The organism is Pseudooceanicola sp. NS-SX8, from assembly GCF_057380755.1.
In genome coordinates this window covers 3787456-3802830 of the sequence record NZ_CM170819.1, presented here as the reverse complement: position 1 = coordinate 3802830, position 15375 = coordinate 3787456, and the positions used below count along the sequence as shown (strand labels likewise).

At 64.1% G+C, this 15375-nt stretch carries 11 protein-coding genes; 6 read left to right on the top strand and 5 right to left on the bottom strand.

Annotated elements, in window-relative coordinates; translation table 11 throughout:
• Positions 1 to 47: 47 nt before the first annotated feature.
• Genes betA through betI form a run of 4 tightly spaced genes read right to left on the bottom strand, consistent with a single transcriptional unit; the run spans position 48 to position 5311 of the window.
• Positions 48 to 1709, bottom strand: coding sequence for a choline dehydrogenase (betA, locus tag AC2IR1_RS17360; protein ID WP_486473224.1), 1662 nt, complete (start codon positions 1707 to 1709; stop codon positions 48 to 50).
• A gap of 20 nt (positions 1710 to 1729) precedes the next feature.
• Entirely contained in the window at positions 1730 to 3184 is a 1455-nt protein-coding gene (gene betB / locus AC2IR1_RS17355) for a betaine-aldehyde dehydrogenase (protein ID WP_486473223.1), read from the bottom strand.
• A gap of 2 nt (positions 3185 to 3186) precedes the next feature.
• Positions 3187 to 4728, bottom strand: a complete 1542-nt coding sequence (gene betC, locus AC2IR1_RS17350; protein ID WP_486473222.1) for a choline-sulfatase — start codon at positions 4726 to 4728, stop codon at positions 3187 to 3189.
• A complete protein-coding gene (gene betI / locus AC2IR1_RS17345; protein ID WP_486473221.1) occupies positions 4721 to 5311 on the bottom strand; it encodes a transcriptional regulator BetI in 591 nt (196 codons plus the stop codon). Before betI ends, betC begins: the two co-directional genes overlap by 8 nt.
• Before the next feature lie 105 nt (positions 5312 to 5416).
• Here betI and choX point away from each other — a divergent pair, with 105 nt between their 5' ends.
• The 4 genes from choX (at position 5417) to AC2IR1_RS17325 (ending at position 11777) form a co-directional block, all read left to right on the top strand.
• Complete coding sequence (gene choX / locus AC2IR1_RS17340) at positions 5417 to 6340, top strand: choline ABC transporter substrate-binding protein (RefSeq protein WP_486473220.1); 924 nt, start codon at positions 5417 to 5419, stop codon at positions 6338 to 6340.
• A 90-nt stretch (positions 6341 to 6430) separates the two neighbouring features.
• Positions 6431 to 7267, top strand: coding sequence for a choline ABC transporter permease subunit (gene choW / locus AC2IR1_RS17335; protein ID WP_486473219.1), 837 nt, complete (start codon positions 6431 to 6433; stop codon positions 7265 to 7267).
• Positions 7264 to 8310 carry a choline ABC transporter ATP-binding protein gene (choV, locus tag AC2IR1_RS17330; protein ID WP_486473218.1) on the top strand — a complete coding sequence of 349 codons (1047 nt, stop codon included), beginning with the start codon at positions 7264 to 7266 and terminating at the stop codon, positions 8308 to 8310. The genes choW and choV overlap by 4 nt, the downstream gene beginning before the upstream one ends.
• A gap of 365 nt (positions 8311 to 8675) precedes the next feature.
• Entirely contained in the window at positions 8676 to 11777 is a 3102-nt protein-coding gene (locus tag AC2IR1_RS17325; RefSeq protein ID WP_486473217.1) for a transporter substrate-binding domain-containing protein, read from the top strand.
• A 6-nt stretch (positions 11778 to 11783) separates the two neighbouring features.
• Here the strand turns inward: AC2IR1_RS17325 and AC2IR1_RS17320 are convergent, their stop codons facing one another.
• Positions 11784 to 12950, bottom strand: a complete 1167-nt coding sequence (locus tag AC2IR1_RS17320; RefSeq protein ID WP_486473216.1) for an ROK family transcriptional regulator — start codon at positions 12948 to 12950, stop codon at positions 11784 to 11786.
• A gap of 129 nt (positions 12951 to 13079) precedes the next feature.
• On the opposite strand from AC2IR1_RS17320, the gene AC2IR1_RS17315 reads away from it, so the two are divergent.
• Positions 13080 to 14384: an extracellular solute-binding protein gene (locus AC2IR1_RS17315; RefSeq protein WP_486473215.1), complete on the top strand. Its 1305-nt coding sequence runs from the start codon at positions 13080 to 13082 to the stop codon at positions 14382 to 14384.
• Between the two features lie 105 nt (positions 14385 to 14489).
• On the top strand, positions 14490 to 15374 hold the full coding sequence (locus AC2IR1_RS17310) for a carbohydrate ABC transporter permease (RefSeq protein ID WP_486473214.1): 885 nt from the start codon (positions 14490 to 14492) through the stop codon (positions 15372 to 15374).
• Position 15375: the final 1 nt, after the last annotated feature.

Here is a 15375-nt window from a genome sequence, read left to right as displayed (position 1 = left end):
AATACGGGCCGCCATCAAATATTTTCGGGCCGTTCCGGCGGGTGGGATCAGCGGTCGCTGACCTGCCAGCGCGGGTTGATCCAGGGCTCCACGTTTTCGCGGGCCAGGGGCGTCCGGCCCAGGATGTGGTCGGACGCCTTTTCGCCCACCAGGATCGACGGGCCGTTCAGGTTGCCGTTGGTGATCCGCGGGAAGATGGAACTGTCGGCAAGGCGCAGCCCCTCGACCCCGATCACCCGGCATTCCGGATCGACCACCGCCATCGGATCGCTCGCCGCGCCCATGCGGGCGGTGCCGCAGGGGTGGTAGGCGCTTTCGGCATGCTCGCGGATGTGCTGGTCCAGCTCTTCATCCGTCTGCATGTGGTCGCCCGGCAGGATCTCCTTGCCGCGATAGGGATCAAAGGCCTTCTGGCCGAAGATCTCCCGCGTGACGCGGATGCAGTGACGGAAATCTTCCCAGTCGGACTGCTCCGACATGTAGTTGAAGAAGATCCGCGGCGCCTCTTTCGGATCGCCCGACTTCAGCGTCACCGCCCCGCGGGAGGCAGAGCGCATCGGCCCCACGTGGGCCTGGAAACCATGCCCCTCGGCCGCAGCCTTGCCGTCGTAGCGTACGGCAATGGGCAGGAAGTGGAACTGGATATCGGGGTAGTCCACCCCGGCCTTCGACCGGATGAAGGCCGCGCTTTCGAACTGGTTCGAGGCGCCCAGACCCTTCTTGGTCAGCATCCACTGCGCCCCGGCAATCGCCTTCCCCCAAAGGTTCCAGTGCTTGTAGAGCGTGATCGGCTGCGTGCTGGCCTGCTGGATATACAGCTCCAGGTGATCCTGCAGGTTCTGGCCAACGCCGGGGCGATCGGCCACGACCTCGATCCCGTGTTCCTTCAGATGCGCGGCCGGGCCCACGCCCGACAGCATCAGGATCTTGGGCGAGTTGATCGAGGAGGCCGCGATGACGACCTCGCGCCGGGCATGCACGACCTCGATCTTGCCGTTCCGCTCGATCTCCACACCCGTGGCGCGACCGTTCTCGATCACCACCCGGCGGGCGAAACAGCGGATCATTTCAAGGTTCTCGCGCTTCAGCGCGGGCTTGAGGTAGGCATTGGCCGCCGACCAGCGGCGCCCCTGCCACACGGTCTGTTCCATCGGGCCGAAGCCCTCCTGCTTCTCGCCGTTGTAATCGGCGGTCGCCTCGAACCCGGCCTGCTGGCCGGCCTCGACGAAGGCGTGGAAGAGGGGGTTTTCCCGCGGGCCCCGGGTCACGTGCAGCGGGCCGTCCTGGCCGCGCCAGTCCGGATCACCGCCGTGGCCACCGTCGTGCCAGGTCTCGGCGCGCTTGAAGTAGGGCAGCACGTCGGCATAGGCCCAGCCCGCCGCGCCCTGTTCTTCCCAGTGGTCGTAGTCGCGGGCGTGGCCGCGCACGTAGACCATCCCGTTGATCGAGGAGGACCCGCCCACGACCTTGCCGCGCGGGGTGACCAGCTGGCGCCCGCCCAGGCCCGGCTCCGGCTCCGACATGAAGCCCCAGTCGTAGCGCTTCATGTTCATCGGGTAGGAAAGGGCGGCGGGCATCTGGATGAAGGGACCGGCGTCGGTCCCCCCGAATTCCAGCACCAGCACCCGGTGCTTGCCGTCTTCCGACAGCCGCGCGGCCATGACAGAGCCGGCCGAGCCGGAGCCGATGATGACGTAGTCAGCTTCCATCTGGTCGTCCTTTCAGTGGCTTAGAAGGCCGCAGCCACATCGCCCATGGCGACGTAGACCGATTTGACCTGGCTGTAGTGTTCGATCGCGGCCTTCGAATTCTCACGCCCGACGCCGGACATCTTCACGCCGCCGAAGGGCGCCTCGACGGGCGTCAGGTTGTATTCGTTGATCCAGCAGGTGCCGGCCTCAAGCTGCGCCACGACCCGGTGCGCGCGGGTGAAGTCGCGGGTGAAGAGCCCGGCAGCCAGGCCGAATTCGGTGGCATTGGCGCGGGCGATCACCTCGTCCTCCTCGCGGAAGGTCAGGATCGACATGACCGGGCCGAAGATCTCTTCGCGGGCGATGGTCATCTCGTCGGTGACATTGCGGAAGATCGTCGGTTCGATGAAGTAACCCGGGCCTTCGGGCGTGCCGCCGCCCAGCACCAGTTCCGCACCTTCCTGCTGGCCGATGCGGATGTAGTTCAGCACCTTCTGGCGCTGCACGTCGGTGATCATCGGGCCGATCTGGGTTTCGGGATCCAGCGGATCACCGGTGATGGCGCTGCGGGTCCGTTCCACCAGGCGTTCGATGAAATCCTCGACAATGTTCTCGTGCACGAAGACACGGGTCCCGTTGGAGCAGATCTGGCCGGTGGAGTAGAAGTTGCCGTTGATCGCGGCGGAAATCGCGTTTTCCAGGTCCGCGTCATCGAAGACGATCAGGGGCGACTTGCCGCCCAGTTCCATCGTCACGTGGCGCAGCCCCTCTGCCGCGGCGGCATAGACCTTCTTGCCGGTCGGCACCGACCCGGTGAGGGAGACCTTGGCGACGCGCGGATCGCTGACCATGCTGGCGGCGGCATCGCCGTAGCCGTTGACGACGTTGAACAGGCCGGCGGGCGCGCCGGCCTCGACGAAGATCTCTGCCAGCTTCAGCGCGCACAGGGGCGTCACCTCGGACGGTTTGAAAACCATGGCATTGCCGCAGGCCAGGGCGGGCGCCGCTTTCCAGCAGGCGATCTGGGTGGGGTAGTTCCAGGCGCCGATGCCCAGGCAGACGCCCAAGGGTTCGCGGATCGTGTAGACGAAATCGCCGCCCAGGGGCACGGTTTCGCCCGTCACGGTCGCGGCGAGGCCGGCGTAGTATTCCAGCGCTTCCGCGCCAGAGGTCGCGTCGGCCACCAGGGTTTCCTGGATCGGCTTACCGGTGTCGATGCTTTCCAGCTCCGACAGTTCCTCGTTGCGTTCCCGCAGGAGGTCGGCCGCGCGGCGCAGGATGCGGCCGCGCGCGACGGGGGCCATGGCGGCCCATTCCTTCTGCGCCTTCATGGCCGAGGCCAGGGCCGCGTCCACGATGGCGGGGGTGGCGGCATGCAGGGTGGCCACGGTTTCCCCAGTCGCGGCATAGACGCAGGGGATTTCGCGCCCGGTGGTATCGTCCACATAGGCGCCGTCGATGTAGTGGGAGCCCGCAGGCTGTACGTTTTTCATGGTCATTCTCCGCGGGGATAGCGCTGGTTTTCCTCCAGCACGTTCAGGTCCATGTGGTTGCGCATGTAGCGTTCGGAGGCTTTCTGCAGCGGCTCGAAGTCCCAGGGGAAATACTCGCCGTTGCGCAGCGCCTCGTAGACGATCAGCCGGCGCGCCTGGCTTTCGCGCACCTCTGCGTCGAAGGAGGGCAGGTCCCAGTAATCGTCTGCCATGGCAGCGAATTCCGCTTCGACCTCGGCCACCTCCGGGGTGCCCGCCAGGTTCGTCAGCTCGTTCGGGTCCTGCGCTAGGTTGAACAGCTGCGGCGCATCAAGCGCGCAGCGGATGTACTTCCAGTCGCCCTGGCGCAGGCCGACCAGGGGCGCGTAGCTGCCTTCGGCGGCGTATTCCATCCGCACCGGCGTGGTGCGGGGGGTGCCGTTCGACAGGCCCACCAGGCTTTCGCCATCGGTCCAGGGGGCGATTTCGGAAATGTCGATGCCGGCCAGGTCGGCCAGGGTCGGGTTCACGTCGATGGTCGACACCGGCGTTTCCACCAGCCCCGGCGCCATCTGCGGCGCGGCGATCATCAGCGGCACCCGGGCAGAGCCTTCGAAGAAGGTCATCTTGAACCACAGACCCTTGTTGCCCAGCATGTCGCCGTGATCCGACACCAGCATGACGATGGTCTCTTCCGTCTGGCGGGTGTTGTCGAGCGCCTCCAGGATCTCGCCGATCTTGTCGTCAAGGTAGGAGATATTGGCGAAGTACGCGCGGCGGGACCGCTTCACGTCTTCTTCGGTGATGTCGAAGTTGCGCCAGTCGTTGGCGTCGAAGATCCGCTTGGAGTGGTTGTCCAGCTCCTCGTAGGGGATCGGCGCGACCTCCGGCAGCAGGTGGTCGCAGTCTTCGTAAAGGTCCCAGTATTTCTTCCGTGCGACGTAGGGGTCATGCGGATGGGTGAAGCTGACGGTCATCATCCACGGCCGGTCATCCAGCCGGCGGCCCAGGTGCCGGACCTTGGCGGTGGCCTGGAAGGCGACCTCGTCGTCGTATTCCATCTGGTTGGATATCTCGGCCACGCCCGCTCCGGTGACGGAGCCCATGTTGTGATACCACCAGTCGATTCGCTCGCCCGGCTTGCGATAGTCCGGGGTCCAGCCGAAGTCGGCCGGGTAGATGTCGGTGGTCAGGCGCTTTTCGAAGCCATGCAGCTGGTCGGGCCCGACGAAGTGCATCTTGCCCGACAGGTAGGTCTGGTAACCCGCGCGGCGCAGATGGTGGGCATAGGTCGGGATGTCGCTGCCGAATTCGGCAGCGTTGTCATAGACCTTGGTACGGCGCGGCAGCTGGCCGGACATGTAGCTGGCCCGGCCCGGCGCGCAGAGGGGGGAGCCGGTGTAGGTGTTGGCAAAGCGGGTCGAGCGCGCGGCAAGCGCCTTCAGGTTGGGCGCATGGAGCCAGTCCGCGGGGCCGTCCGGGAAGAGGGTCCCGTTCAGCTGGTCGACCATGAGAATCAGGATGTTGGGGCGGCGCGCCCCGGTCTGTGCCGCGATGTCAGTCACGGGTTGTCCTTTCGAGCCAGAGGGTCAGGTAGTCGGCGATGGTCGCCTTGATCTCATCCCGCCCGGGGACCGAATCCTGCAGGGCGGAGCGGATGTAGAAGCCGTCGATCAGCGCAGCGATTCCCTGCGCGACCTCTACGGCGATGTCGGTGGGGAAAATTTTCCTTAGGTTATACAAAAGATTCGACTGCAGCCGGTGGGCGTAGACGTTCAGAAGGCGGCGCGTTTCCGGCGAGTGGAGGGAGCGGACGTAGAAGTTCAGCCAGGCGGCCACGACCTCTCTCTCGAACTGGTGGGATTCAAACGAGGAATCGGTGATGGCCAGGATGCGTTCCACCGGCGTCTGGGCGGTTTCAAGCTTGGTGCGGACCGTTTCGCCCCAAAGTTTCATGACGTGCCGCATGGTCGCGAGGAAGATTTTTTCCTTCGATCCGAAGTAGTGATGGGCGAGGGCAGAGGACATTCCGGCGCGCTTCGCGATCTGGCTGACGGTCACGTCAAGCGTGCCTGCTTGGCCGATTTCGGTGATGCAGGCTTCGATCAGCGCCTGTTTTCGCACCGGTTCCATCCCGACCTTTGGCATCTTGGTTGTCCTCGCGACTGAATGCTTTACATTTCGAACCAGTTGTTTTTTGATTAACTCATCAATCAACAAAAACCAACCCTCAGTCCAACGGAAGGAAACGACATGACCCGTTTCAAGATGATGATGACCAGCGCGGCAGCAGTTGCGCTCACCGCAGGCACCGCGATGGCCGATTGCGGTGACGTGAGCTTCTCCGACGTCGGCTGGACCGACATCACCACCACCACCTCCGCGGCGAAGCAGGTCCTCGAAGCGCTCGGCTACGATGTCGATGTGAAGGTCCTGTCGGTGCCGGTGACCTTCAAGTCGCTGGAAAGCGACGACGTGGACATCTTCCTGGGCAACTGGATGCCGGCACAGAACGGCGCCATCGGTCCCTACCTCGAGTCCGGTGAGATCGAGACCGTGGTGACCAACCTGGAAGGCACCAAGTACACCCTGGCCGTGCCGGCCTACACCTACGAGAAGGGCCTGCAGTCCTACGCGGACATCCACAAGTTCGCCGACAGCCTGGATGAGAAGATCTACGGCATCGAGCCGGGCAATGAGGGCAACGCCTACCTCGTCTCCCTGACCGAGGAGAACAAGTACGACCTGGAAGACTTCGACGTGGTCGAAAGCTCCGAACAGGGCATGCTCTCCATGGTGCGCCGCGCCTACGACAAGCAGGAAGACATCGTGTTCCTGGGCTGGGAGCCCCACCCCATGAACGCCAACTTCGAGCTGAAGTACCTGCCCGGCGGCGAAGATTTCTTCGGCGGTGAAGGCGTGGTCAACACCGTGACCCGCAAGGGTTACGCCGAAGAGTGCCCGAACGTCGGCACCTTCCTCACCAACCTCAAGTTCACCCTGCCCATGGAAAACGAGATCATGGGCAAGATCCTTAACGACGGCGAAGATGCCGATGACGCCACCATGGCCTGGATGAAGGAACATGGCGATCTTGTCATGTCCTGGCTGGACGGCGTCACCACCGCGGATGGCGCCGATGGCACCGAAGCGGTGAAGGCCGCCTTCGGTCTCTGATCCGCAGATGTTGGAGGCCCGGTCCCCGCGACCGGGCCTTTCATTTAGGACTATTGCCGAAACCGCCGCATTCCAAAACGGAGGTCCGCCTTGGATTGGCTGACAGATAACAAGATACCCGTAGGGGACTGGGCCAGCGATTTCTTCGACTGGCTGAGGGACAACTTCGAAGGCGTCGTCGACGTCCTGGCTGATGGTGCCGAGAACCTGATCGACGGGTTGCTCTGGGTGCTGCAGGAGCCGCCTGAACTGGTGGTCATCGCCGTCTTCGTGGCGCTGACCTGGCTGCTGCAACGCAGCTGGAAAACCTGCCTTTTCGTGGCGCTCGGGTTCCTGTTCATCCTGAACCAGGACTACTGGGAAGCGACGACCGAAAGCCTGACGCTGGTCATTTCCTCCTGTATCGTCTGCATGGCGATCGGGGTGCCGATCGGCATATGGGCCGCACACAGGCCCAAGCTATATGCGTTCCTGCAGCCGGTGCTGGACCTCATGCAGACGCTGCCGACCTTTGTCTACCTGATCCCGGCGATCGTCTTCTTCGGCATCGGCATGGTGCCCGGCCTGATCGCAACGGTGATCTTCGTGGTCCCGGCCCCGATCCGGCTGACCTACCTCGGCGTGTCGTCCACGCCGACCCCGCTGCTGGAAGCATCGGAGGCCTTCGGGGGCACCAAGTGGCAGACGCTCACCAAGGTCGAGCTGCCCTATGCCCTGCCGCAGATCATGGCGGGTCTGAACCAGACCATCATGCTGTCGCTTTCCATGGTCGTCGTTGCCGCGCTTGTCGGTGCGGACGGTCTGGGCGTGCCGGTTGTCAGGGCGCTGAACCAGGTGAACACCTCGCTCGGCTTCGAATCCGGCTTCGTGATCGTCGTCGTCGCCATCATCCTTGACCGGATGCTGAGGATCGGAGGCCGCAAATGAGCAAGCCAGCAGTAGAATTCAGGAACGTTTCCATTGTCTTCGGCGACAATCCGGACCAGGCGCTTCCGCTGATGGACGAGGGCCAGTCGCGGCCCGAGATTCAGCAGGCGACGGGGCAGGTCCTGGGGGTGCACGATTGCTCCCTCTCGGTCGACCAGGGCGAAATCCTCGTGCTCATGGGGCTCTCCGGCTCGGGCAAATCCACGCTTCTGCGCGCCGTGAACGGGCTGAACCCGGTCGTGCGTGGCGAAGTCCGCGTGCATGCCGGCGGGACGACGACCTCCCCCACGAATTGCTCCAAGGCGGATCTGCTGAAGTTGCGGCGCGAAAACGTCGCGATGGTCTTCCAGCAGTTCGGCCTGCTGCCCTGGCGCAACGTGCTGGACAACGTGGCGCTCGGCCTCGAACTGTCGGGCCTGTCCCGCAAGGAACGGGAAGAGCGCGCCCGCGCGCAGCTTGACCTTGTCGGCCTGACGGACTGGGCCGACAACAAGGTCGGAGAGCTTTCAGGCGGCATGCAGCAGCGCGTGGGCCTGGCCCGTGCCTTTGCCACCGAGGCGCCTATCCTGCTCATGGACGAACCGTTCAGCGCGCTTGATCCGCTGATCCGGAACCGCCTGCAGGATGAACTGCTTGAACTGCAGCAGAAGCTGAAGCGCACCATCATCTTCGTCAGCCACGATCTGGATGAGGCCTTCAAGCTGGGCAATCGCATCGCCATCATGGAAGGCGGGCGGATCGTCCAGTCCGGAACGCCGCAGGAGATCATCGCGAAGCCCGCGAATGACTACGTGGATGATTTCGTGACGCATATGAACCCGCTGAACGTGCTGCGTGCCTGCGACGTGATGTCGGCGCCTGAAGGGGCGGCCCCCGATGTCATGGTTCCCGAAGAAGCCCCGGTGGCGGAGATCATCGGCCTGCTGACCGGGCCTGCGTCGGTCATCGGCGTCCAGGATGCGAAGGGCGCGCTATGCGGGCGCATCGACAACCAGGACATCATCGCGGCGCTGCATGCCAAGACCACCGTCACGACGGACTGAAGCATCTGCGTCCGACGCGTCGCAACCGCCCGGCAGAGCAATCTGCCGGGCGTTTTGCATGCCTGGTCATCGTGCCGCGCCGGTTGCCGATCTCCGCAGCTGCAGGGGCGGCCGCGATTTTCGGCTCCAAACCGGCGCCCTTCGCTGGGCCCTTGCCGGGCGGGATGCGCCACACTCTGTCGAACGGTGACCATGCGGAAGGCAGGACTTGCGGAATGCGTCGGCTGCCCAACTGTAACTTTGGCGGTCAAGGGGCCGGGTTTGCAGGAAAAAACCCTACCTTCCGGCGAGTGATCTGTTTTACGGTGTAGGCAATCCACGACAACTCAACTAGAAATCGTCGGTGTGTCTTTCCTGGGGTGCCCATGCTCGGCCCGATACTTCGAATTTGCGGGGGTATCCTCGCGCTGACCCTGCTTCTGACCGGCGCCGCAAGCGCCCAGGACCCTTCCGAAAAGGTCGTGGTCGCATGGACCCCGATCCCGGGGATCTACGATCGCACTCCTGATGGTGAGATCACGGGCTACTTTGCAGAGCTCGCGCGGGTGGTGGCAGAGGAAGCCGGGCTGCAGCTGGAACTGAGGGAATATCCGTCTATCCCCGCCGTTATCGCGGCACAGGCACGGGGCGAGGCGACGATGCTCGCAGGGGTGGGTCTTCTTCCGGCGCTGCAGGCCTCCAACGTCTTTTCCATCCCGGTGACCGAGAGTTCCTCCTACCTCTACGTGCGGGCCGATTCTGTCGATAATTACCTGCTGGACCAGCTCAGCGGGGCGCGGATCGGGGTAATCGTGGGGTCGTTGGCCAGTGACCTGGGGGACCTGGCGGAAACCAATGAGAAGGTGACCTTCGCGACGGCCCCCGATGCCTTCGGCGCGCTGATGATGCGGGAGGTCGACGGGGTCGTCACGGCGCAACGCATTGCTTCGGACACCCTGCGTCGGGGCGGGGTGGATCACATGGTACGCGTCGCCGGTCCGCCATTGCGGCGCGATCTGCACTATGTGGCGCTGCATGAAAGCCGGGCGGAGCTGCTGCCGCGGATCAACCTGGCAATTCAGACGCTGGCGGCGACAAAGGTGCTTGAGGCCCTGCGCTCCGACTGGAGCATTGGCACGACCGATCCCGTGCCGGATGTCCTGACCGTCGGCGTGACGCATTTCCCGCCCTACCAGGTCGTGAAAGAGGACGGCACAGTAACCGGTTTCGGGGTGGAGACCCTGCGGACCCTGGCCGAGCGTGCCGGGCTGGATGTCCGCTTCAAGGTGATTTCCATCGACGACTGGGCCAGGGGACCTAGCAGCGGTGACTATGACATCCTTCCGCCGATCAGCATCAGCCCGGAACGTCGCGAGAGGATGGATTTCACCCTGCCGGTGCAGCAGACGCCGTTTTCGATCTTCCTGCGGTCGGGCCTCGACGAGGAAGTGCATGACCTGGACGATCTGACGGGCTGGCGCGTGGGCGTGGTCGAAGAAAACCTGGCACGAGAGGTGGCCGAGGCGCATGGCGGGCTTGAACTGGTGGTCTTTCAGACCGCCAAGGAAATGTGGAACGGCCTGACTGCCGGACGCGTCGACGCGGCGCTCTATCCGACGATGACCGCGCGTGGCCTGCTTGCGGATCTCAAGCTTTCGGAAGACGTGCAGGAGGTGACGCCGCCGTTCTACAACGCGGAACGGGCCGTCGCCCTGCGCCCGGGCCTGGCCATCGTCCGGGAACAGCTGAACGCGGTTGTCCCCGGATACCTCGGGTCCGAAGAATATCTCGCCCTGCGGGAGGAGTGGCTGGGCGAACCGGATTTCTGGACCCCGGCGCGTGTGCGCTATGCGCTTCTCGGGGTGGTCGTTCTTTCGATCGCCATCATTGCGGCCTTCCTGATCCAGAATATTCTTGCCCGCCGCAATGCAGAAAAACTGGCGGCGGAAACGCGCACGGTCAGCAACCGCCTGACCACGATCCTTGATGCTGCCTACAGTGGCGTGATCGGCCTGAACGCCGCCGGAGAGATCAGCGCAGCCAATCCCAGTGCGCGAAAAATGCTGGGCGTGGCCGAGGACGTCGCGACACCCTTCAACTGGCCCGCTTCCCTGACCTTCGTTGATCCGGAACGCCTGCAGGCGGTGCGTGACGACAGCACGCCCCTTGCACGCGCCCTGCGGGGTGAAGCCCTGCGTGGCGAGACGGCAGCGATGATCCGGACGGGCAGCAAGCTACCCTTCTACGCCCGGGTTTCCAGCTCCCCCCTCGACCGCGCCGCCAGCGAAGAGGTTTCGACCGTCTTCATCCTGGACGACATCACGGAGCAGGAGCGCAATCGCCAGCAGATGGAACGTTCCAGCCGGCTGGATGCCCTTGGTCAGCTGACTGGCGGGGTTGCGCATGATTTCAACAACATCCTTGCGACGATCGAATACGCCCTGCAGCTGGTAAAGCCCGACACGCCAACCGAGGCGGAGCCGTTCCTGAAGACGGCACAGACCTCTGTCCGTCGTGGGGCGGAGCTGACGAAGCGTCTGCTTGCCTTCGCCAAGCGCCAGCCGGGGATGGAATCCTCGGTCTCCACGGTGGAGGTCCTGAACGAGTTCAGGGAACTCGGTGGCACCGTGCTTGAGAAGAGCATCGACCTCCGGTTCGAGAACGAGGCGGAGGATGCCTTTGTCTTCTGTGAGCTGGGCCAGCTGGAAAACGCGCTTCTGAACCTCGTGCTGAACAGCCGTGACGCGATACAGGCCTCGGGCATGGGGAACCGGATCACCGTTTCCGTCCGCAGCCTGTCGGAGGTCGACCTGCATTCGAGCCTCTATAAAGGGGAGGGGGACGACAGCCAGCGCTACATCGAATTCTCGGTTTCCGACAACGGCCCGGGGATGACGGAGGAAGTGCGGCGCAGGGCGACCGATCCCTTCTTCACCACCAAGGGGCAGAATTCCGGGACCGGTCTTGGCCTATCGATGGTCTACGGTTTCATCGAGCAATCCAACGGAGAGATGCGAATCTATTCCGAGCTTGGCCATGGCACGACCGTCCGCCTGGTCCTGCCCCGGGGCACACCGGACAACCAGCGCGAGGCGCCGCTGAAGAAGGCGCCGATGGTATCCGGGAGCGGTCAGAAGATCCTCATCGCGGAAGATGAAGTCAGCCTGCTGACCATCGTGACCGAGGTCGTGAAGTCGCTGAACTACGATGTGGTCGCCGCCAATTCGGGCCGCGAGGCGCTTGACCTTGTCGAGGCAGGGGAAACCTTCGATCTGTTGCTGACCGATGTGGTGATGCCCGGTGGGATCGGCGGTTTCGAACTGGCCAAGGAAGTGCGCAAGCGCCGCCCCGACGTGCCGGTGATCTACATGACAGGCTATTCCGGCCTGCTGGAGGCGGACATGGGCGCGGTGCAGGCACCGATGTTGCAAAAGCCGTGTCCGCCGTCGGAACTGGCCGCCGCCCTGCGCAAGGCTCTTGGTGGCTGAGGGCGTTCAGAAGAACCCGTTCTTCAAGGGCAGGCTGGCCGCGCCGATGGCAGAGGTTTCGCCCTCTATCCCAGAGACCTGCAGGGTCGGGACCCGGCGGTGCACGCCGTGGCGCGGGACCTGCCAGAACTCGGTTCTTTCGATCAGGGCCTCCGCCAGCCTGCGCGGGATCTGACCGCCCAGTACGATGACCTGCGGGTCGACCGTCGCGCTCAGCACGTTCACGACCCGGCTGTGGTAGGGCGCGACGGTGTCCAGCCAATCCGATACCCCCGGCCAGTTCAGGTCAAAGCGCTGGTACAGCTCGTTGATCGTGCCAAGGTCGATGCCGTTCTCCCGCAGTCGCTGCAGCAGGTAGCGCAGCGCGGGGCGCTTGTCCGACTCCTCGGGCGTGAATATGCCCGAGAGCTCCCCTGCGTTGCCGAACCCGCCCCGCAGCAGGTTGCCACCGGTGATAATGCCGCCACCGAAGCCGTAGTTGAAGGAGAGGTAGGCGAAATCCTCCACCTCCCGGCCGATGCCCAGCATGCGTTCGCACAGGGCGCCGGTGTTGGCGCCGTTTTCCGTCCAGACGGGCAGGGCGAAGCGTTCCGCCAGATAGGGGCCCATCTGCAGTTCCGACCAGCCCGTAAGGGGTTCGGGCGCGTTGTAGCGTGTGCCATCGACCAGGAAGCCGGAAATGGCAAAGCCGATGCCGAAGACCTGCTCCGGCGTGAAGCCCGCGGCGGTGCGCATCTGCGTCAGCTCGGCCGCTATGATGTCGAGCGCGGGCGGCATCGCGATGCCGTCGATGTCCAGGGTGCGCGTGGTGACCGCGCCTGAGAAATCCATCAGCGCCAGCCCGGCCGTGTCCGTGTTGATGGATATCCCGTAGGTGCAAGCGTGACGTGGTGCCAGTTCGAGGCGGGGGCTGGGCTTTCCCTTGTAGACGGGCGGCTCAAGTTCTCCCAGTTGCAGCATGCCGCGATCGCGCAGCTGTTCGATCAGCCGGTGTATGCTCTGCTGTGTCAGATCCAGCTTGTGCGAAAGGGCGGAACGGGTCAGGCCGCGTGAATCCCAGACCTCTGCCAGAACCCTTCGCTCGTTGTCGGAAACGGGCAGGGGGTGCCCGGCATCACGATGAAAACGCTGGGGGATCAGGGCAACCGGGTCGTAGGGCGCGGGTGTCGTCATTCGGCGCACTCTATCCGAATGCGCCCCGGATGGAAGATACAGGCAGCCTGTAACATGATTGTCACGCGCAAAGTGTAACTAGTGCGCGGACACCCCGTTCCGCCTGATTCCGACACCCGAGAGGTTCCCATGAAGTTCACTCATTTCGCGGCTTCCGCCCTGGCGCTCTGCTCTGCCCTGCCGGCGGCACAGGCTGCCGATATCGAATTCTGGTACGGCAATGACGGCCGCCCCGCCGAGGCGATCGAAAATGCCTGCGCCGCCTTCAACGAAGGCCAGACCGAAAACCATGTCACCTGCGTCGGGCAGGGCGGCTACGAGATCGGCATGCAGAAAGCCATCGCCGCCTATCGTTCCGGTGAGCACCCGGTCCTGATCCAGTTCTTCGATGCCGGCACCCTGGACCTGATGCTGTCCGACGCCGTGGTTCCGGTGCAGGAAGTCATGCCGGAAGTCGACTGGTCCGATTACCTGGTCGGCGCACGATCCTACTACGAAACCTCCAAGGGGGAGCTTTACGCCCAGCCCTACAATGGCTCCACGCTGCTGTTTTACGCCAACATGGAAATGCTGGGTAAGGTCGGCGTGACCGAGGTGCCCCAGACCTGGGAGGCCGTCATCGACACCGCGCGGAAGCTCAAGGATGCGGGCATGGATTGCCCCTTCACCACCGATGCCCACCCCTGGCGCGTGCTGGAGCAGTTCTCGGCCCGTCATGGGCTGGCGATCGCATCCAATCACAATGGCTACGATGGCCTGGACGCCGAATATACCTTCAACAGCGGTCCGGTTGCCGACCACCTGAACAACCTCGCCGCCTGGCGTGAAGAGGGGCTGGTCAAGCTGAACGAGGACACCCGCGCAGGCAAGTACACCGACGCCTTCAACGCCGGCGAATGCGCGATGATGGAAGGATCGACCGGATCCTATGGTGCTGCCTTCGCCTCGCTCGGGGACAAGGTCGCCCTGTCCGAGGCGCCGATGTACGAAGGGTATGAGCGCCACAACACCTTCATCGGTGGTGCCTCCATCTACATCATGAAAGGCCATTCGGACGCAGAGATCGATGCCGCGCGCGCCTTCCTGAACTTCCTGCGCCAGGATGACCAGCAGATCGAGTTCACGCGCATGACCGGCTACATGCCTGTCACCCAGTCCGCGATGCAGACCCTGCTGGAAAGCGGCAAGGCCGAGGATCTGGAGTTCGCCACGGCCGAGCTTGGCGTCGCCTCTCTCAACGAGCCCGGGACCGAGGACAGCCGCGGCATTCGCCTGGGCTTCTACGTCCAGTTCCGCAGCATCTTCCAGGAAGAGACGCAGAAGGCCTTTGCCGGAAAACAGACCATGCAGGCCGCACTGGATAACGCCGCCGCGCGCGGCAATCAGCTGCTGCGCCGGTTCGAACAGACCTACCAGGGTGTCGAACTGCCTTGAGCGCAGAACGGTCGGGCGGCCTGCTCCTGGCCGCCCTAACCCGCCGCCTCCCGGATCCCCGGGGGCGGCACCCTTTCTGCGGTTCGCCTTCCCGAAAGTGCCTCCATGTCCAATTCCCAGTACAAGAGCCGGTGGCTGCCCCTCGCATTGTCGATGCCACAGCTCCTGGTGATATTCCTCTTCTTCTACGTGCCGGTCTACATGGCCTTCTTCTGGTCCCTGACGCTGGAGCGGCCCTTCGGCGGCGGGTCCGAATTCGTCGGCCTGCAGAACTACGCGCGGGTGCTGCAGGATCCGGAGTTCTGGATGGCCGCCGGGCGGACGCTGATCTTCATGATGACGGCCTCGATCCTGGCCGTCGTGCTGCCCATCTTCCTTGCCCTGGCGGCGGACCGGAAGGTGCGGCTGTCGGGGTTGGCGCGCAATGTCATGGTCTGGCCCAAGGGGATCGCCGGGGCCTCCATCGGGGTGGTGTTCCTTTTCATCTTCAACCCCTTCGTCGGCATCCTCGCACCGCTGAACAGCTGGTTTCCGGGCATCTGGAACCCGGGCCTCGACGGGTTCGACGCCTGGGTCATGCTGATCGTCGCCCATGCCTGGAACGGCATCCCCTTCAATTTCATCGTCCTGCTCGCAGGGCTGCAATCCGTCCCGCAGGAGCTGCACAAGGCCGCCGCCCTGGACGGGGCCAGCCCCTGGCGGCGGGTGCGCGACATCCAGCTGCCGCTGCTGGTGCCGCAGCTGTTCCTCTGCTTCGTCCTGGAACTGACCGAAAGCGTCACCTCCGCCTTCGGGCTGGTCGACGCGATGACGGGCGGCGGGCCGGGCGGGTCCACGACTCTGCTGGTCTACAAGATCTACAACGACGGCTTCCGCGGCTACGACCTCTCCGGGGCCTCGACCCAGACGACCCTGCTGATCGTCACCGTGCTGATCATGGCCGGGGTGCAGTTCTACTTCCTCGAACGCAAGATCAAGTACGAGCGCTGAA